We start from the raw sequence: 17,768 nt of genomic DNA, 5'->3' as shown, positions 1-17,768 counted from the left end.
TGGGGCGGCATCGCTGCGTCCGTCGCATCCTCGCGCGCGTAGACGCGCCCGCGGATTCCGAATCCGGCCGAGCTCATGACCGCGAACCTCCTGCCGGAACGGTTCGCCCGATGACGGCGACCATCCCGGCGGCTGCCAGCGCGAAGACACCCAGCAGGACTTGAAGCGTCGACTCTCCATCCTGCGGGTGAGTGGCCCAGAGGGCACCCACGCTGGACGGCCCGCCTTCAATCGGCGGCAGCGTGGGCGCCATGCTCCCGGGTTTCGGTCGCTCGCCGGTGGCGTTCACGGCGTGCATGCGGTCGAGGGGCTCGGCGGCCTGCGCGGTCGTGGCCAGGCCGAGGACGACGAGGGCCGCGGCGATTCCCACCGCGACGCCGCTGGCAATCGCCTTGCCCATGAGTTGGAGGATGTCCGCAAGCAGTGCCATGTTCGTTGCCCCTTTCCGCGTCGTGTGTGATTGCGATGGGGCCATTCCGCGCGCCGGCGAGGGAGCAGGGGGGCTCGCAATCGGGCGATGCGGCGAGCAATTCGGGCCGAAATATGACGCGCGCCCGGGAGCGGACAGCCGGCGCGGGTTCTTTGCAATAATCGGCCCATGAGCCGACGCATCGCACTGATCGAAGACGACCCCACGATTCGCCAGAACTACACGGACGCGTTGAAGCGCGCGGGCTACGACGTGGCCGCCTTCGGGGACCGCCCGAGTGCCTCGCGCTCGCTGGCGACGCGCCTGCCGGACCTCGCGATCATCGACGTGGGCCTGGGTGCGGATATCGACGGCGGCTTCGCGCTGTGTCGCGAGCTGCGGGCGGCGAGCGCGCAACTGCCGATCGTCTTTCTGTCGGCGCGCGATTCCGATTTCGACGTGGTCTCGGGCCTGCGCCTGGGCGCGGACGACTACCTCACGAAGGACGTGAGCCTGCCGCACCTGCTCGCGCGCATCGCGGCACTCTTCCGCCGCGTCGATGCCGGTGCCGTGTCACCGGCCGCGGAAGACGTGCTACATCGCGGCCGCCTCGCGCTCGATTCGCGCCGCATGGTCGCGACGTGGAGCGAAAAGCCCGTCGAGCTCACGGTCACGGAGTTCTGGATGGTCCATTCGCTCGCCAAGCATCCGGGCCACGTGAAGGATCGCGACCAGCTGATGCGCGACGCGGAGATGGTGGTCGACGACGGCACGATCACCTCGCACATCAAGCGCATCCGCAAGAAGTTCCTCGCGGTCGATACGGCCTTCGACGGGATCGATACCGTGTACGGGATGGGTTACCGCTGGAAAGAAGGGTAGGTCGCCGCGCGTGACCATCCGCCTGCGGCTGCTGCTCGTCTCGGCGGTCCTGCTCGTCCTCCCGTGGCTCGCGGCGCAATTCATTGCGCGCATGGAAACATTCCTTCGCAACGCGCAGGAGCAATCGATTCGCGCCACCGCGCGCGCCGTCGCCTCCGCGCTCTCCGATCGCCAGGCGCTCTTCAGCGCGGATGTCCCGGGCGCGGCCGATCCCGAGGACGAGGAGCGGCGCCGCATCGTCGCACTCTTCGCGGCTGCAGACCCGACCGCTGCCGCGAGTCTCGGCGCCGCGTACAAGCCTTCGGAAGAGATCGAGCGATTCCTCGACATCATGGGCCGGCGTTCGTCGCGGGTGTGGGTCGTGGATACGCGCTCGCGAGTGCGCGGTTTGTCGGGGAGCCTGCGCGAGGACGCGCGCGTGGGAGGCACGGCGTACAACTCCACGGGTCCCAAGCGGCTGATGAGCGAACTGCTCAAACCCGTCGTGGCGCTTGTCGTGTCCGCACCCAACGTTCCCGCCGGCGACGAAACGAAACCCGTGCGCGCGCAGATCGACCGTGCGCTGATCGGCGTGTCGTCCACGCACTGGCGCGGCACGCGCGATCGCGAGGTGGCCATTCTTTCCGCGGCGCAACCGATCTTCGTGGGCGACGACATCGTGGGTGCGGCGATCATCGAGGAAACCACCGGCTCGATCCAGATCCTCAAGGAGTCCGCGCTCGAAGACCTGCTTGTCGTGACGCTCGCCGTGGTGGGAGCCGCGCTCACGATCCTGATCGTCTTTGCGACGCGGCTGACGGCGCGCGTGCGCAAGCTGCACGCAGAGGCGGAGGGCGCGATCGATCCGCAGGGGCGGATTCGCGGCCGCATCACCGCAAGCCCGGCGCGCGATGAGATCGGCGACCTTTCGCGCACGATGGCCTCCGTCCTCGGACGCCTTCGCGAGTACAACGCCTACCTCGAGGCGATGGCCGGACGCCTGTCGCACGAGCTGCGCACGCCGGTGGCGGTCGTGCGCTCCTCTCTGGACAACCTGAAGGCGCAATCGCTGCCGCAGGATGCGCGCGTGTATCTCGATCGCGCCGGCGAAGGCGTCGAACGCCTCTCCCGGCTCATCGCGCGCCTATCGGAGGGCACGCGGCTCGAGCGCATGCTCGAAAGCACGGAGCGCGAGCGCTTCGACCTCGCGCACGTGATCACGGGATGCGTCGAAGGCTATCGCGCGACTTATCCGGCGCGGCGCTTCGACTACACGCCGCCGGCCGCACCCATCCTGATCGACGGCGTTCCCGACGCCTTCGCGCAACTGCTCGACAAGCTCGTGGAAAACGCGCTCGACTTTGCGCCGCCTGAAACCGCCATTCGCGTGCGCCTCGCGCCCGGGCCGGGTCGCGCCACGCTCGCGGTCGAGAACGACGGGCCGCCGCTGCCCGAGTCGGTGAGCGCCAACGTGTTCGACTCCATGGTGTCGCTGCGCGAGGGGCACCTCGGGCTTGGCTTGTATATCGTCCGCCTGGTCGCGGAATTCCACGGCGGCCGGGTGCACGCGACGAACCTGCCCGATGGCCGCGGCGTACGGTTCAGCGTCGAGGTTTAGGGAGCCTCTGAAGAATACCCAAGGGACGCGCGTTGCGGCAGGTGCGGATGGAAGCAGACGCCGCACCTGCCGCAACCCGCGAGCACGTCGTCCCAAATGGGACGACGTCCTGAGGGGACGGTCGATTTCGGGACCGCTTCGTCGTTGCTCGTCCTAGCAAGGTACTGGACCTTGCGTCGGACTCGGCGCCTAGAATCGATCCCGAAATCGGCCCGTCGCGCACCCTTGTGTATTCTTCAGAGGCTCCCTAGTAGACTTCAAGCATTCCGCATCGAGAGAGCAAGGCCTTGGGTCGCATCATCCTCCTGATCATCATCGGCTTCCTGATCTACCTGGTGCTGCGTGGCTTCTTCCGCTCGCAACTGAAGAAGCCCGACGACGAAGCCAAGCCGCCTGCCAACGCCGAGGACATGGTTCGCTGCCAACGCTGCGGCGTGAACCTTCCGCGCAGCGAGGCGGTGGAGCAGGACGGCAAGCTCGTCTGCCGCGAGAATCCCAACTGCAAGTGAGCGCCTCCCCGGGCACCGTCGACACATCCGAGCGTGCGCGCTCACGGGAACGCATGCCGCTGGTCGTCGCGGCCGACGACACCACCTGGAAAACGCTAGCGGTCTTCTGCATCTACCGACTGGTGCTCGCGCTCCTGATGGGCGTGGGCTACGCGTTCTTCAACAACTTCCTGCAGCTCGGCATCCAGTCGCCCTCGTCGGTGGTGCCCACGCTCGTGACCTACGCGGCGGTCGCGTTCCTGCTCTTCGTGCCCGCGCGCCTTCGCGAGCCCAGCCTCACGCTGCAGGTGACGGCCGGCGTCGTGGTCGACGTGATCGCGATCGTGATGCTCATGCACGCGAGCGGCGGCGTGCGTTCGGGCCTGGGCGTGATCCTGCTCATGTCGCTCGCGGCCGCGGGACTCATCTCGCGCGGACGACTTGCGTTCTTCCACGCCGCGGTCGCGGCACTCGCCGTGCTCCTGGAGCAGGCGTTCCAGGTCTGGCGCCACGATGCGCCGATCCACGACTTCCTCCAGGCGGGGCTCACCAGCTTCGCGCTCTTCGCGACCGCCGCGCTCGGCTTCACGCTCGCTCGCTATGCGCGGACCAGCGAAGCGCTCGCGCAGGCGCGCACGATCGACCTCGCGAACCTCTCGCAGATCAACGAGCTCGTGATCCGCGACATGCAGGACGGCATCATCGTGGTCGACAGCGAAGGGCAGATCCGCCAGCACAACCCGCGCGTGAGCCAGCTCCTCGGGCCGCTGCCGCCGGGACGCAAGCAGTCGATCGCGGAGTTCGCGCCGGAAGTCGCACGCCTGCTCGACGATTGGCACCGCGGCTCCGAGACGACCTACATGTCGATGCGTGCGCCGCGCGGCAACGCCGACCTGCAGGTGCATTTCGTCCCGATCGGCACCGGCGATCCGCCGCCGACCGTGATCTTCGTGGAAGACGTCGGCCGCGCCCGCGCGCAGGCCCAACAAATGAAGCTCGTCGCACTCGGCCGGCTGACGGCTTCGATCGCGCACGAGATCCGCAATCCGCTCTCCTCGATCGGCCATGCCGCCGACCTCATCGCCGAAGGCGGGCCGGACCGCACGTCCGATGAGCGCTTGCTCACGATCATCCGCGAGAACGTGTTCCGCCTCGATCGCATGGTGCAGGAGGTGCTTTACCTCAACCGCCGCGATCGCGCGCAGCCCGAGTCCATCGATCCGCGCCCGTGGCTCACGCACTTCGTGAAGGAGTTCTGCGCTTCCGAGAAGGTGCCGGCCGAATCGATCGACCTGCAGGTGCGCACCTCGCAGCGCCTGTGGTTCGACCGCCAGCATCTCGACCAGGTGATGTGGAACCTCACTCGCAACGCATGGCGGCACGGCCAGAAGAAACCCGGGTCGGTGAGCATCGTCGTCTCCACCAGCGTGACCTCGGGCCTGCTCGAGATTGCCGTGCAGGATGACGGCCCGGGCGTCGTTCCGCAGGCGCGCCAGCATCTCTTCGAACCGTTCTTCACGACGGATGCCCAGGGCACGGGCCTCGGTCTCTACATCGCGCGCGAGCTTTGCGAAGGCAATGGCGCACGCATCGAATACGCGGACAATGCACCGGGAGGTCTCTTCCGCGTGATCCTGAAAGGCGTCTGATGAATCGCAAGTCCGTGCTCATCGTGGATGACGAAGCCGACATCCGCGAGCTCCTCGTGCTCACGCTCACGCGCATGGGCGTGGACGCGGACACGGCGGGCACCGTGCAGGAAGCGCAGGAAGCCCTGAAGCACCGGCCCTACGATCTGTGTCTCACCGACATGCGATTGCCCGATGGCGACGGCCTCGCGGTGTTGAACCACATCTCCGAGCACTACGGCAACACGCCCGTCGCGGTGATCACCGCGTACGGCTCGACGGACAACGCGGTGGCGGCGCTGAAGGCGGGTGCATTCGATTACCTCGCGAAGCCGATCAAGGTCGAACAGCTGCGCCCGCTCGTGATGAGCGCGCTGAAGCTGCCGAAGCCCGTGCAGGCGCGGCGTGCAGCGATCGGCGAGACGGCGCAGCCGGGAGCGCCGCGGCTGCTGGGTGAATCGCCGGCCATCGTGCGCGCGCGCGAAATGATCTCGAAGCTCTCGCGCTCGCAGGCACCGGTCTACATCACGGGTGAGTCGGGTTCGGGCAAGGAAGTCGCCGCGCGCCTCATGCACATGGGTTCGTCGCGAGCGGATGGCGCGTTCGTCGCGGTGAACTGCGGTGCGATCCCCGAGAACCTCATGGAGAGCGAGTTCTTCGGCTACCGGCGCGGCGCCTTCACCGGCGCGGACAACGACCGCATCGGCTTCCTCCAGGCCGCGCAGAAGGGCACGCTGTTCCTCGATGAAGTCGGCGATCTTCCGCTCGCGATGCAGGTGAAGCTCCTGCGCGTGATCCAGGAGAAGAAAGTCCGGCGACTCGGCGACACCGAGGAAGCCGCCATCGATGTCCGCATCATCTCCGCCACGCACCGCAACCTGGGCGAGCAAGTCGATGCCGGCGAATTCCGCCAGGACCTCTTCTATCGGTTGAACGTGATCGAACTGAAGATGCCCGCACTGCGCGAGATCCCGGAGGACATCCCCCTCATGGTGGGGCAGGTGCTGGAGCGGTTCGCACGCCTTTCGGGCAACAACCCCGCCACGATCTCCGAGGAAGCGATGCTCGCACTGCGGCGCTACGACTTCCCGGGCAACGTGCGCGAGCTGGAGAACATCCTCGAGCGCGCGCTGGCCCTGTGCAGCGACAACGTGATCCGCGAGACCGACCTCTATCTCACGCAGGCCACGCCGCGCGAGAAATCGGCCGCGCTCGATGGCGCGCTCGGCACCCGCGGCCTGCCGCTCCACGACTTCCTCGACCAGGTCGAGCGCGAAGCGATCCTCAAGGCGCTGGAAGCCACGCGCTTCAACAAGACCGCCGCCGCGAAGCTGCTGGGCATCACCTTCCGATCGCTTCGCTACCGGTTGGATCGCCTTGGCATCGACTGAGAAAATAGAGGGGTCAGACCACTTAACTTCGGATGAAGTTAAGTGGTCTGACCCCTCTATTTTCTCGCCGCATTTCGACGAGCGGCCCGAAGGCGCGCGGGTCGAGCTCATCGTGATCCACAACATCTCGCTGCCGCCGGGTGACTTCGGCGGGCCTTACATCGACGACCTGTTCATGGGCAGGCTCGATCCAAACGCGCATCCGTATTTCGCAGACATCGCCGCATTGCGCGTTTCCTCGCACTACCTCATCCGCCGCGACGGCGAGGTGATCACTTATGTACCCGAGGACAAACGTGCCTGGCACGCGGGGGTTTCCAGTTGGCAGGGACGCGAGAAGTGCAACGATTTTTCCATCGGCATCGAGCTCGAGGGCGCGGACGACGTGCCGTTCACCGAGCAGCAATACGCCGCGCTGGAGGCGCTGACACGTGAAATGTTTTCACGCTACGGCACACTTCCCCTTGTCGGCCACTCCGACATCGCGCCCGGCCGCAAAACGGACCCGGGACCGTACTTCGACTGGGAACGCGTGAGGAATTTCGCCAGCTAAAGCGTTAACATCCGGGTGTCAGGTCCCGCTGCGAATCCCCGGAGAAGACGATGCAACCCGCGAGCACAGCGAACGTCCCTGTTTCCGCCATCCTGCTCAGCGTCGCCGCGCTCCTCGCGGGCTGCGGTGAAAAAGCAGCGCCTCCGAAGGCGCCCCCTCCCGAAGTCGGCGTCGTCACGATCCAGCCGCGCACGCTGCCGCTCGTGTCCGAGCAGGCCGGCCAGACCGCGGGCTTCCGCGAAGTCGAAGTGAGGGCGCGCGTCTCCGGCATCCTGGTGAAGCGCCTCTACACCGAGGGCCAGCAGGTGAAGGAAGGCCAGGTGCTCTTCCAGATCGATCCCGATCCATTCCGCGCCGCACTCGACCAGGCGCGCGGATCGCTTCGCCAGCAACAGGCTTCGCTCGAACGCGCAACGCAGGACCGCGACCGCATCGTGCCGCTGTTCAAGGAAAACGCGGTGAGCCGCAAGGACTTCGACGACGCCAACTCGAACTTCGAAGGCGCGACGGCGTCCGTCGCGATCGCAAGGGCCAACGTCACGCAGGCCGAGATCAATCTGGGCTACACCAACGTCACCGCACCCATCTCCGGCTTCGCGAGCAAGGAGAACAAGAGCGAAGGCAGCCTCGTCTCCAACTCCCCGGGCGATGCGGGCCTGCTCACCACGATCTCGCAGCTCGATCCGATGTACGTGAACTTCGCGTTCGCGGAAACCGAGAAGCTCGAGTACGACCAGAACATACGCACGGGCCGCGTCGTCGCGCCCAAGGACCTGCGTGTCCCGGTGCGCGTGAAACTCGCCGACGGCACGATCTACGACACGCCGGGCCTGCTCGATTTCGCGGACGCGAAGGTGGATCCGAAGACGGGCACCATCCGCGCGCGCGCCGAGTTTCCGAACAAGAAGGGCACGCTGCTGCCCGGGCAGTTCGTGCGGGTATTGGCAGCCATGGGCGAGATCCAGAATGCGTTCGCCGTGCCCGAGCGCGCAATCACCCAGGCGCAGGCCACACGGCTCGTGCTGGTGGTCAACGCGCAGAACAAGGTCGAGCCTCACCCCGTGGTGCTGGGTCCGCGCGTGGGCGACGAGATCGTCATCGTGTCGGGCGTGAAGGCAGGCGACCGCGTCATCGTCGACGGCCTGATGAAGGCGCGCCCGGGCAGCGAGGTGAAGCCCGTCGCCGCGGGCGCGAAGCCGCCGGGTCCGCAGGCACCTACGGGCGCTCCAAGCCTCACCGGGCCGGCGAAGTCCGAAGCCGCGAAGAAATAGCGGGGGCTCGCGAATGTTCTCGAAGTTCTTCATCGAACGCCCGATCTTCGCGAGCGTCATCTCGATCATCATCGTGCTCGCGGGCCTGGGCGCGATGCGAACACTCTCCATCGAGCAGTATCCGAACCTCCTGCCGCCGGTGGTGCAGGTCTCCGCGTTCTACCCGGGCGCCTCGCCCGACGTGATCTCGCAGACCGTCGCCGCGCCGATCGAGCAGCAGGTGAACGGCGTGGAGGGCATGATCTACCTGCAATCGCAGGCGTCCTCCGACGGCACGATGACGCTCAACGTCTCCTTCGCGATCGGCACCAATCCCGACCAGGCGACGATCAACGTGAACAACCGCGTGCAGGCCGCACTCCCCGTGCTGCCCGAGGAAGTGAAGCGCCAGGGTGTGACGGTGAAGAAGAAGTCCACCTCGATCCTGCTCTTCGCATCCGTCACGTCGAAGAACCCCGCGCACGACCAGGTGTTCCTCTCGAACTACGTCGACCTCAACATCCTCGATGAGTTGAAGCGCATCCCCGGCGTGGGCGACGCGATGATCATGGGCGCGAAGGACTACGCGATGCGCGTGTGGCTCCGGCCCGATCGCCTCTCGCAGCTCGGCCTCACGCCGTCCGACGTCGCCAACGCCATCAAGGAGCAGAACGCCCAGTTCGCCGCCGGCAAGATCGGCGCCGAGCCCCTGAAGAATCCGGTGGACTTCACCTACACGGTGACCACCAAGGGCCGCCTCGAGGAGCCCGAGGAGTTCGCCAACATCATCATCAAGTCCAACCCCGACGGCTCGCGCATCCGCATCAAGGACGTCGCGCGCGTGGAAGTCGCGGCCAAGGACTACTCGATGGAAGCGCGCGTGAACCAGTCGCCCGCCGCGCTCGTCGCCATCTACCAGCAGCCGGGCGCGAACGCGCTCGCGGTCGCGGACCAGGCGTACGCAACGCTCGAGCGGTTGAAGTCGCGCTTCCCCGAGGGGATGAGCTACGTCGTGCCGTACGACACAACCAAGTTCGTGCGCATCTCCGTGAAGGAGGTGGTGCACACGCTCTTCGAGGCGATCATCCTCGTGTTCCTCGTCGTGTACCTCTTCCTGCAGAACTTCCGCGCGACGCTCATCCCGTCGATCGCGGTCCCGGTGTCGCTCATCGGCACTTTCGCGGGGTTGTATCTCCTCGGCTTCTCGATCAACCTCCTGACCCTTTTCGGCATGGTGCTCGCCATCGGCATCGTCGTGGACGATGCCATCGTCGTGCTGGAAAACGTCGAGCGCCTGATGAGCGAGGAAAAGCTTTCGCCCAAGGACGCGGCGATCAGGGCGATGGAAGAAGTCTCCGGCCCGGTGGTCGCCATCGTGCTCGTGCTGTGCGCCGTGTTCGTTCCGGTCGCGTTCATGGGCGGCTTCACCGGGCAGATGTACAAGCAGTTCGCGGTGACCATCGCGATCTCCGTGGCGATCTCCGGCCTCGTGGCGCTGACGCTCACGCCGGCGATGTGCGCGTTGATTCTCCAGCCCGGCCACCACGAGCCCAACCGATTCTTCCGTGCGTTCAACCGCGGCTTCGAGAAGGTGACCGGCGTCTTCTCGTCGGGCGTCGCGTTCATCTCGCGCCGCGTGATCGTCGCCTTCGCGATCATCGCCGTCCTCTTCACGGCCATGGGCGCGCTCTTCAAGGTGGTGCCCGGCGGCCTCGTGCCCGACGAGGACCAGGGCTACATCATGCTGGCCTCGATCATGCCGGACGCCGCGTCGTTCAGCCGCGCTAACCAGACGCTGCGCACGGCCGAAGCGGTGGTCTCGAAGTTCCCCGAGGTCGCGTACATGGTGGCGCTGCCCGGGTACGACCTGCTTTCCGGATCGATCCGCCCGAACGCCGGCGCGATGTTCGTGACACTCAAGGACTGGGACGAGCGCAAGGAGAAGGGCTCGGATTCGTTCTCGCTCGCCAAGCGCGCGCTCGCCGTGAACGCGCATATCAAGGAAGGCATCGTCTTCGCGTTCAATCCGCCGCCGATCACGGGCCTGTCGACCACGGGCGGCGTGGAGTCGTACCTGCAGAGCCGCGCGGGTTCGGGTTCCGAGGCGCTCGGGCATGAAGCGGCGGCCGTTGTCGAAGCCGCGAAGAAGCGCCCCGAGTTCGCGTCGGTCTCGACCACCTTCAAGCCGACGGTGCCGCAGGTCTACCTGGAAGTGGATCGCGAGAAGGCGAAGGCGATCGGCGTTCCGGTGAACACCATCTTCGACGCGCTGCAGGCCACGTTCGGCTCGCTCTACGTGAACGACTTCAACAAGTTCGGCCGCACGTACAAGGTGCAATTGCAGAGCGAAGCCGATTTCCGCGCGAAGCCCGAGGACATCAAGAACGTCTTCGTGCGCTCGCAGACGGGCGAGATGATCCCGATGAACGCGCTGGTCCGCGCCTCGCAGGTGCAGGGCCCGGAGCTCGTCGAGCGCTTCAATGTGTTCCCCGCAGCGAAGATCCTCGCCACACCCGCGCCCGGTTATTCGACGGGGCAGGTGATCGAAGCGCTGGAAGAGACGGTGACTGAAGCCGCCGGCGGCGACTTCACGCTCGCGTGGACCGGCAGCGCCTATCAGGAGAAGGCGGCCGGCGGCACCGCCGCGCTCGCCTTCGGTTTCGGCATCGTCATGGTGTTCCTGATCCTCGCGGCGCAGTACGAGCGCTGGTCGCTGCCGTTCGCGGTGATCACCGCCGTTCCCTTCGCGCTCTTCGGCGCGGTGCTCGCGGTGTGGGTCGTGGGCCTCACCAACGACGTGTACTTCCAGGTGGGCCTCGTCACGCTCATAGGACTAGCGGCGAAGAACGCCATTCTCATTGTCGAATTCGCGGTGCTCAAGATGGAGCACGGATTGCCGCCGGGAGAAGCGGCGATCGAATCAGCGCGACAACGCTTCCGGCCGATCGTGATGACATCCTTCGCGTTCATCCTCGGTTGCGTGCCGCTCGTGACCTCCAGCGGCGCGGGCTCCGCGAGCCGCCACGCGCTCGGCTGGCCGGTGATCGGCGGCATGCTCGCGGCCACGTTCATCGCGGTGTTCTTCGTGCCGCTCTTCTTCCGCCTCATCATGAAAGTCAGCGGAGGCGGCAAGTGATGCGCCGGCTCCTGCCCGCCGTCATCGCGCTGTCGCTCGCGGCGTGCGCGCCCAACTACGTGCTGCCGCCAACCACCGTGCCGCTGACGTCGCTCGAGCCCGGGCGCGTCCAGATCGTTCGCGACTGGTGGAAGGGTTTCAACGAGCCGGTCCTCGATGCGCTCATCGCCGAAGCGTTCGCGAGCAGCCCCACGCTGGAAGTCGCGCTGGCGCGAGTCGATGCGTCACGTGCGCGCCTGGGCATCAGCGGCTCTGAGCGCCTGCCAAGCGTGGACGGGCAGGTGGGTGCCGGACGCGCGCGGCTCTCCGAGGAAACGAATCCGCTCACCGGCGGACGCACGACGACGGTGTACAACGCCTCGCTGGTCGTGAACTGGGAAGTCGATCTCTGGGGGCGCATCCGCAACCAGGTTGCCGCGTCGGAGTCCGATCTCCTCGCTTCCGAGTACGGGCGAGACGCCATCACGCTCGGGTTGGCGGCGGAGGTCGCGAACGCCTACTTCCAGCTGCGCTCGCTCGAATCGCAACAGGAGATCGCGCGCCGCACCGTGGAATCGCGCGCCGCGTCGTACGACCTTCGCGTGAAGCGCTTCGCGCGCGGCATCACCTCGGAGCTCGACGTGCGCCAGGCCGAGAGCGAGCTCGCGATCGCGCGTGCAGCGCTTCCTGATCTTGCCGAAGCGATCGTGCGCGTCGAAGCCGCGCTGGCACTCGCCATCGGCCGCTCGCCCGAGTCGCTCTATTCGCGCCGCTTCCCGCAGGGCAAGGAGATCGAGGCGATCCCCCTGCCGCCGACGATTCCCGAAGGGCTGCCCTCGGACCTCCTGCTGCGCCGCCCCGACATCCAGGAATCCGAAGCGCAGTTGCGCGCGACCCAGGCGCGAATCGCGGGCGCGCGCACCGCGTACTTTCCCGTCATCGGCCTCACCGGTGCGTACGGCGGGGAAAGCCTCGCGTTCGACAATCTCTTCTCGGGACCAGCGCGCGCGTGGTCCTTCGCGGGTTCGCTTGCCGCACCCATCTTCAACAGCGGAAGAACCGCGGCGCAGGTCGATCTCGCGACGGCCGATGAACGTGCAGCGCTCGCTTCCTACCGCTCGAACGTGATCCGCGCATTCGGGGAAGTTCGCACCGCACTCATCGCGACGCGCGTGGCGGGCGATCGCGTGTCCGCGCGCGATCAATCGGTGGTGGCGCTTCGTCGCCAGCTCTACCTCGCGACGCTGCGCTACGACAACGGCTACTCGAGCTACCTCGACCTGCTCGATGCCGAACGTTCGCTGTTCACCGCGGAGCTTCAGGCCGTGGATGCGCGCCGCCAGCAACTGGCGGCCGTGGTCGATCTCTACCGTGCGCTCGGCGGTGGGTGGAAATTGCCGGCCGAAGGATCGTCGACCGACAAGCCTTGATTTTGCGACCTCCATCGGGATATGGCCGCGAATACATAACGGCCTTACACTCGGCCGCAGCAGTCACTTATAACAATCAATGGAGAAGGCGCATGCACATATACCGTCGAATTGGTCCCTTCGTCGTTCTAGGCGCGCTCACGATGACGGGCGCGATCGCCCAGAGCCCACCCGCGGCGACACCGCCCGCGCTCGTCGAGGGCCAGTTCTACTACCTGAAGGGCAGCCAATCGGGAAAAAACCTGTCCGCGCTTCCGGACGAGACTCTCGCGCTCTCGCCCAATACGGCCGGCTGGGAAGAATGGCGCTACACGACCAAGACCGGGGCTGGTGGATGTCCGATATTCGAGTCCTTTCACGGCAAGGAGCTCAGGAACCTGCCCGAGCGCATCGCGCGCCACACGCCAAGTTACCTGTCCGTGATTCCCACCAGGCCCCAAGGCGGCTGCGTGACGATGGCCGACGGCGGGCGCGTGATGATCGTGGACCCGCAAGCGGGCAACGCCATCCGTGACATGAACGGACAGGTTCGCTCGGAGCATTTCACGACGCCGACGCACACGGACTTTTTCTGGACTCCGATTCCCGTCAAGGCGGCGGCGGCCGGTCGCCTGCCGCGGCAGTGGGCGGTCCATGAAATGTTCCAGCTCCGCAGCTTCCACAAGACGTATCTCACCGCCACCGAAAACGGGACCGTGGTTCACAGGCCCGTCAGCCGCGAATCGATCCTCTTCAAGGGCGTCCTCGTTCCCTCGATCGCGCCCATCACGGTCCTGCGGTATGGAACGCCGTTCTTTCTCCTGCACGGGGGATCAAGGCCCGGGAACATCATGGCGGTCGCTCCCCTTTCCTCGCCCACGCCCCCACAACGGCTGGTCATGCCTCGGGTCACCGACAGCCAGCCGCGTGCCGGCCTCGAGTGGGTGATCGTCGATCCGACGGGTGTGCGCAAGAATGGCGACCTCGTGCCCTTTGGAGTCCAGGTTGCACTTCGCCAGGTCGCCAGCAAGAGGTTTCTTTCCGTACCGCCCGAGGCCGCGGCGCAACCCTACCTCACGCCGAACGCCCAGCCCGCGCAGTGGGAACTCTGGACGCTGGAGATACCCGAGGGCGTGTACAGAGTCCCATAGCCGCTGACGCGCAGAGAGCGCTGGGTCAGAACCCCAGCGCCGTGTTCTTCACGCAGAACTGCACGCCTTCGCCCAGCCATCCCTTCGCGAGCATCTCCGCGTAGATCGCGTCGCTCGACGTGTAGCGATGGTTGGAGCGGTTCTGCGCCGCGCGATTGTTGTAGAGGCGCCGCACCGCGACGGGCGCGTCGGCCGGACAACCGATGTCGACCAGCGGGCGCTTCGCACCGAATGCCACCGTGAGATAGCTCCAGCCCTGCGTGTTGCGCAGCCACCCGCATTCATCGGGGCGCGCGGTATAGAAGTGCGTGTTGGCCGGACCGAGCCCCGGTGTGCCGAAGAAGCGATAGACCGGGTTGTACTCGGGATCGGCGCAACCGGGTGTGGTCGCGTAGGTGAACCACGCCTGGCCCGTGCGCCGCCATCCGCCGCCAGCACCACCGCCATCGATCCACTCGATCTCCGCCGGCAGTGCGGAGATGAAATAGATGTCCTGCGCCGTGTGGTGGAATTCGACGATCTTCAGCAGCTCGGGCGTGGGGCGCGGCGCCATCATCGGGTCGTCGCACGCGAACTGGTCGCGGAGGATCCGCGTGAAGGCCGACGAGATCTGCACGTCGTTGCGCATGGACTGCGCGATCTCGTCGAGGTCCTGGATCGGGTCGTAGTAGAGGATCAGCGTGCGCGAGCCCGCCAGTTCCTTGATCGACGTGGGCTGGCGAAGCCGGTCGTAGAGCGGCCGATTCGACGCCGGTACCTGCACGGCTCGAATGATGTCGAGCAGGAGCGGGTTCGTGACGTCCGGGAAATCGAGGATGACCGCGTTGAGCCGCGGATCCGGGTTGCAGATCGCGGTCGGGCCGGCGTGGGCGGCGAGGGTGAGGGCCGCGGCGCAGGCGGCGAGTGCGAGGCGGTAGCGGCCCATGGAGCGCACCTTGTTATTTGAGGACGGTGCAGATTCTATAACGACGCCCGCCTAGGGCGCCCCAGGCCCCACCACGCAAAGCTGCACGCCGTAGTCGATCCACTGACGCTCGCGCATCTGCGCGGCGATCGCGGGATCCGAGACGTAGCGGTGATTCGAGTCGTTCTGCGCGGCGCGATTGTTGTAGAAGAGCCGCAACCCGAACGGCGCATTGGGCGGGCACACGCCACTTTGCAGCGGCATCAGCGCACCGAAAGGAGCAGAGACGTAACTCCAACCCACGGTGTTGCGCAGGTAACCGCACTCCAGCGGATTGGCGGTGTAGTAGTGCGAATTGGGCCCGATGCCCGGCGTGCCGTAGAACACGTAGACCGGCGTGAACGACGGTGTCTGGCAGCGCTGCACATCACGCGTGGTCCAGACCTGCCCCGTTCGCGCCCATCCCTGGCCCGCGCCGCCCTGGTCGATCCACGCGATTTCCTCGTTCGAGGAAGCCATGTAGTAGTGATCGAGCGTCGAGTGGTGGTACTCCCGCAGCACGCGAGGATTGGCAGCCGGACAGATCGCGACGTCGCCACTCGTCCAGAGCAGCTCCGGGAAGATCGACATGAGCTCGCCGTCGGCGCGGATCCTCAGGCTGAGCTCGTACGGATCCTGGATCGGGTCATAGTGCAGCAGGATCGCATTGGCATCCTCGGGAGCGAGGACGCTGATGGGCCGTTGTATCCGCGCGTACAGCGCCGGGTTGGATGCAGGGTCGCGCGCAGCATTGATCACGGCGGCCGTTCGCGGGTCCGGCGGATCCTTGAGGACGAAAAGAATCTGGCTCATCGTCGGGCGCGCGTTGCAGCTGCTCGTGGGCGTGGCCCAAGCGCCGAACGCCGCGAGCATCAAGCCCGCGGCGGCGACTTTTCCGATCTGTTTTTTCGCGCCCTTCACGGGCGCCATTCTAAGTCAGGGCGCGCCGTTCGCCTTCACGCAAAGCTGCACGCCGTAACCGATCCACCCCTGTGCCAGCATCGACTGGTAGATCGCCTGGCTGGATGTGTAGCGGTGGTTCGAATCGTTCTGTGCCGCGCGGTTGTTGTAGAGCAGCATCAGGCCGACCGGCGCTTCCAAAGTGCACGCGCCGTTGTTGGTGCGTTGCGCGCCGAAGGGCGTCGTGAGGTACGTCCAGCCGGTGGTATTACGCAGGTAACCGCATTCGGCGGGATTCGTAGTGTAGTAGTGCGAATTCGGGCCGATGCCCGGGGTGCCGTAGAACAGGTACACGGGCGAGTAGTTCGGCGTGTAGCAGTTGGGTGCCGAATCCATATGCGTGGTCCATGCCTCGCCCGTGTGAACCCAGCCACCGCCACCGCCGCCGGCGTCGAGCCATGCCATCTCGTCCGGATTGGACGACATGTAGAAGTGATTGATCTTGCTGTTGTAGTACTCGCGGACTCCCACCGTGGGTGCGGCCGCCGGAACGCCGTCGCAGAAGGTGCCATTCGCGCCGACGAGGTTGAAGGGCGCGGCAAGCTCGGCATCCGCGCGGATGCGCGCGGCCATCTCTTCCGGATCCTGGATGAGCGCGTAGTCGAGGATCATCACGTTGGTGCCGTTGATCTGCAGGACGAGGACTTGCTTCGGCGCGCCCATGCGCTCGTAGAGCGCCGGGTCGAACTTCGGGTCGCGGCCCGCCGCGACCATTCTCTCGATGCGCGGGTCGTTGGCCGGAACGTTGTAGCGCAGCGTGATCGACGAGCTGAAGCTGGGGTTCGCGTTGCAGATCTCGGTCGGGCCGGAGCCGGCGGTCACGGTAGCAACGGGAACGAGGGTCGCGCCCAGCGAGGCGAGTGCGACGGCGAGGAGTTTGTTCGAGTTCATGCGCGGGTCTTTTCTTGGTGGTCGATGCCCACGATCGTAGGTCGAGCGTCAGGCTTTCTCTGTCAGCGGATGCCGCACGCTCTTGTCGGCGCTTTGGTGGTCACTCCACTCAGTTGCCCAGCGACGTCACGCACATCTGCACGCCATAGCCTTGCCAGCCCTGCGCGCGCATCGACTCCGAGATCAGGATGTTCGACGAGTAGCGGTGGCTCGGGTCCTGCGGGTTGTAGAACATGCTGATGGGCGTGGTCGCATCACCCGTGCACGTCGGGGGCAGCGCGCCGAAGGGCGTCGCGACATACGACCAGCCGCCGTTGTTGGTGCGCAGCCAACCGCATTCCTGCGGACTCAGCGTGTAGTAGTGCGCATGTCGCTCGGCGGAGTAGAACTGGAAGACCGGCTGGTAAGCCGGCTGGTTGCAGACCGGCTGCGCGGGCGCATGCGTTGACCAGATCTGGCCGGTTCTGCTCCATCCGCCACCGCCGCCGCCCGCATCGAGCCAGCCCATTTCATCGCCGTTGGCCGAGAGGTAGTAGCGGTTGAGCGCGCCGTTGTAGTACTCGACGAGCCTCAGGACCGGCGCGGTCTGGACGGCGGTGCCGCATCCGGTGCTCAGCGGCGTAATACTCGAAAACGGGGCGGCGAGCTGCGAGTCCTGTTGAAGCCTGTTGCCCAGCTCGCTCGGTTCCTGGATGGGGTCGTAGGTGAGCGTCATGCTCGAGCTGGTCGCGTTGATGCCGGTGGGTCTCTGCATCCGGTCGTAGAGCGCCGGATTCGACGCCGGGTTCTGGACCGCGGCGATCATCGACTGGATACGCGAGTCGCTCGCGGGAACCCCGTATTGCAGCGAGAGCTTGTTGTCCCAGGGTCGCGGGTTGCAGATGCTCGTGGGTTGCTGGGCGAGCGCCGCGGTGGAAACGAGGGCGATTGTGACGAGCAAGGGGAGGCGGTTCATGGGCGGGCTCGCGACGTGGTCAATGGATACGCGCAGTATTCCGCCACCCATGCCAGTCCGCCGTCGGCGCGTTCCGCACCGTGGTGTCAGCAAATTCCGATACCCGCGACCTTAGTCGCGTTGCGCCGCCCCCCTCCGAAGCAGAC

15 protein-coding genes are annotated in these 17,768 nt (G+C 66.2%); 10 read left to right on the top strand and 5 right to left on the bottom strand.

Going from position 1 to position 17,768, the window contains the following annotated elements:
* Positions 1-73 precede the first annotated feature (73 nt).
* Entirely contained in the window at positions 74-430 is a 357-nt protein-coding gene (locus tag DSM104440_RS13995) for a hypothetical protein (protein ID WP_171163668.1), read from the bottom strand.
* 168 nt (positions 431-598) lie between these two features.
* Between DSM104440_RS13995 and pdsR the strand changes: the two genes are divergently transcribed.
* From pdsR to DSM104440_RS13950, 10 genes are all read left to right on the top strand, one after another.
* Entirely contained in the window at positions 599-1,291 is a 693-nt protein-coding gene (gene pdsR, locus DSM104440_RS13990) for a proteobacterial dedicated sortase system response regulator (protein WP_171163666.1), read from the top strand.
* Between the two features lie 10 nt (positions 1,292-1,301).
* Positions 1,302-2,888, top strand: coding sequence for an ATP-binding protein (locus tag DSM104440_RS13985; RefSeq protein ID WP_171163664.1), 1,587 nt, complete (start codon positions 1,302-1,304; stop codon positions 2,886-2,888).
* A gap of 287 nt (positions 2,889-3,175) precedes the next feature.
* On the top strand, positions 3,176-3,397 hold the full coding sequence (locus DSM104440_RS13980; RefSeq protein ID WP_171163662.1) for a PP0621 family protein: 222 nt from the start codon (positions 3,176-3,178) through the stop codon (positions 3,395-3,397).
* Positions 3,394-5,025 carry a two-component system sensor histidine kinase NtrB gene (locus DSM104440_RS13975; protein WP_171163660.1) on the top strand — a complete coding sequence of 544 codons (1,632 nt, stop codon included), beginning with the start codon at positions 3,394-3,396 and terminating at the stop codon, positions 5,023-5,025. Before DSM104440_RS13980 ends, DSM104440_RS13975 begins: the two co-directional genes overlap by 4 nt.
* The gene (locus DSM104440_RS19335) at positions 5,025-6,395 is read left to right on the top strand and encodes a sigma-54-dependent transcriptional regulator (RefSeq protein WP_212758083.1); all 1,371 of its coding nucleotides are present in this window, start codon (positions 5,025-5,027) and stop codon (positions 6,393-6,395) included. Before DSM104440_RS13975 ends, DSM104440_RS19335 begins: the two co-directional genes overlap by 1 nt.
* Complete coding sequence (gene ampD / locus DSM104440_RS13970; RefSeq protein ID WP_425509639.1) at positions 6,382-6,948, top strand: 1,6-anhydro-N-acetylmuramyl-L-alanine amidase AmpD; 567 nt, start codon at positions 6,382-6,384, stop codon at positions 6,946-6,948. Before DSM104440_RS19335 ends, ampD begins: the two co-directional genes overlap by 14 nt.
* Positions 6,949-6,998: 50 nt before the next feature.
* Positions 6,999-8,219 carry an efflux RND transporter periplasmic adaptor subunit gene (locus DSM104440_RS13965; RefSeq protein ID WP_171163656.1) on the top strand — a complete coding sequence of 407 codons (1,221 nt, stop codon included), beginning with the start codon at positions 6,999-7,001 and terminating at the stop codon, positions 8,217-8,219.
* A gap of 13 nt (positions 8,220-8,232) precedes the next feature.
* A complete protein-coding gene (locus tag DSM104440_RS13960; RefSeq protein ID WP_171163653.1) occupies positions 8,233-11,334 on the top strand; it encodes an efflux RND transporter permease subunit in 3,102 nt (1,033 codons plus the stop codon).
* Complete coding sequence (locus tag DSM104440_RS13955) at positions 11,334-12,743, top strand: efflux transporter outer membrane subunit (RefSeq protein ID WP_171163651.1); 1,410 nt, start codon at positions 11,334-11,336, stop codon at positions 12,741-12,743. Before DSM104440_RS13960 ends, DSM104440_RS13955 begins: the two co-directional genes overlap by 1 nt.
* 92 nt (positions 12,744-12,835) lie before the next feature.
* Positions 12,836-13,873 carry a hypothetical protein gene (locus tag DSM104440_RS13950; protein ID WP_171163649.1) on the top strand — a complete coding sequence of 346 codons (1,038 nt, stop codon included), beginning with the start codon at positions 12,836-12,838 and terminating at the stop codon, positions 13,871-13,873.
* 25 nt (positions 13,874-13,898) lie between these two features.
* Here the strand turns inward: DSM104440_RS13950 and DSM104440_RS19330 are convergent, their stop codons facing one another.
* The 4 genes from DSM104440_RS19330 to DSM104440_RS13930 all read right to left on the bottom strand — a co-directional run bounded on the left by DSM104440_RS19330 (position 13,899) and on the right by DSM104440_RS13930 (position 17,622).
* Entirely contained in the window at positions 13,899-14,798 is a 900-nt protein-coding gene (locus tag DSM104440_RS19330) for a hypothetical protein (protein ID WP_212758081.1), read from the bottom strand.
* A 51-nt stretch (positions 14,799-14,849) separates the two neighbouring features.
* Positions 14,850-15,737, bottom strand: coding sequence for a hypothetical protein (locus DSM104440_RS13940; protein WP_171163647.1), 888 nt, complete (start codon positions 15,735-15,737; stop codon positions 14,850-14,852).
* A 15-nt stretch (positions 15,738-15,752) separates the two neighbouring features.
* Positions 15,753-16,667 (bottom strand): hypothetical protein, encoded by a 915-nt coding sequence (locus tag DSM104440_RS19325; protein WP_212758080.1) that lies wholly within the window; start codon positions 16,665-16,667, stop codon positions 15,753-15,755.
* A 109-nt stretch (positions 16,668-16,776) separates the two neighbouring features.
* A complete protein-coding gene (locus tag DSM104440_RS13930) occupies positions 16,777-17,622 on the bottom strand; it encodes a hypothetical protein (protein ID WP_171163645.1) in 846 nt (281 codons plus the stop codon).
* Between the last annotated feature and the right edge of the window lie 146 nt (positions 17,623-17,768).

Source organism: Usitatibacter palustris, from assembly GCF_013003985.1.
GTDB classification, from domain to species: Bacteria; Pseudomonadota; Gammaproteobacteria; order Burkholderiales; family Usitatibacteraceae; genus Usitatibacter; species Usitatibacter palustris.
The sequence above is the reverse complement of the archived record's forward strand: the minus strand, read 5'-3'. Positions and strand labels throughout refer to the sequence as shown.

What these genes read in the sequence shown, in the direction of transcription:
- DSM104440_RS13950 (WP_171163649.1), top strand. Translation starts at nt 12,836, where the DNA reads ATGCACATATACCGTCGAATTGGTCCCTTCGTCGTTCTAGGCGCGCTC.
- DSM104440_RS19330 (WP_212758081.1), bottom strand. Translation starts at nt 14,798, where the DNA reads ATGGGCCGCTACCGCCTCGCACTCGCCGCCTGCGCCGCGGCCCTCACC.
- DSM104440_RS13960 (WP_171163653.1), top strand. Translation starts at nt 8,233, where the DNA reads ATGTTCTCGAAGTTCTTCATCGAACGCCCGATCTTCGCGAGCGTCATC.
- DSM104440_RS13930 (WP_171163645.1), bottom strand. Translation starts at nt 17,622, where the DNA reads ATGAACCGCCTCCCCTTGCTCGTCACAATCGCCCTCGTTTCCACCGCG.
- pdsR (WP_171163666.1), top strand. Translation starts at nt 599, where the DNA reads ATGAGCCGACGCATCGCACTGATCGAAGACGACCCCACGATTCGCCAG.
- DSM104440_RS19335 (WP_212758083.1), top strand. Translation starts at nt 5,025, where the DNA reads ATGAATCGCAAGTCCGTGCTCATCGTGGATGACGAAGCCGACATCCGC.
- DSM104440_RS19325 (WP_212758080.1), bottom strand. Translation starts at nt 16,667, where the DNA reads ATGAACTCGAACAAACTCCTCGCCGTCGCACTCGCCTCGCTGGGCGCG.
- DSM104440_RS13955 (WP_171163651.1), top strand. Translation starts at nt 11,334, where the DNA reads ATGCGCCGGCTCCTGCCCGCCGTCATCGCGCTGTCGCTCGCGGCGTGC.
- DSM104440_RS13995 (WP_171163668.1), bottom strand. Translation starts at nt 430, where the DNA reads ATGGCACTGCTTGCGGACATCCTCCAACTCATGGGCAAGGCGATTGCC.
- DSM104440_RS13965 (WP_171163656.1), top strand. Translation starts at nt 6,999, where the DNA reads ATGCAACCCGCGAGCACAGCGAACGTCCCTGTTTCCGCCATCCTGCTC.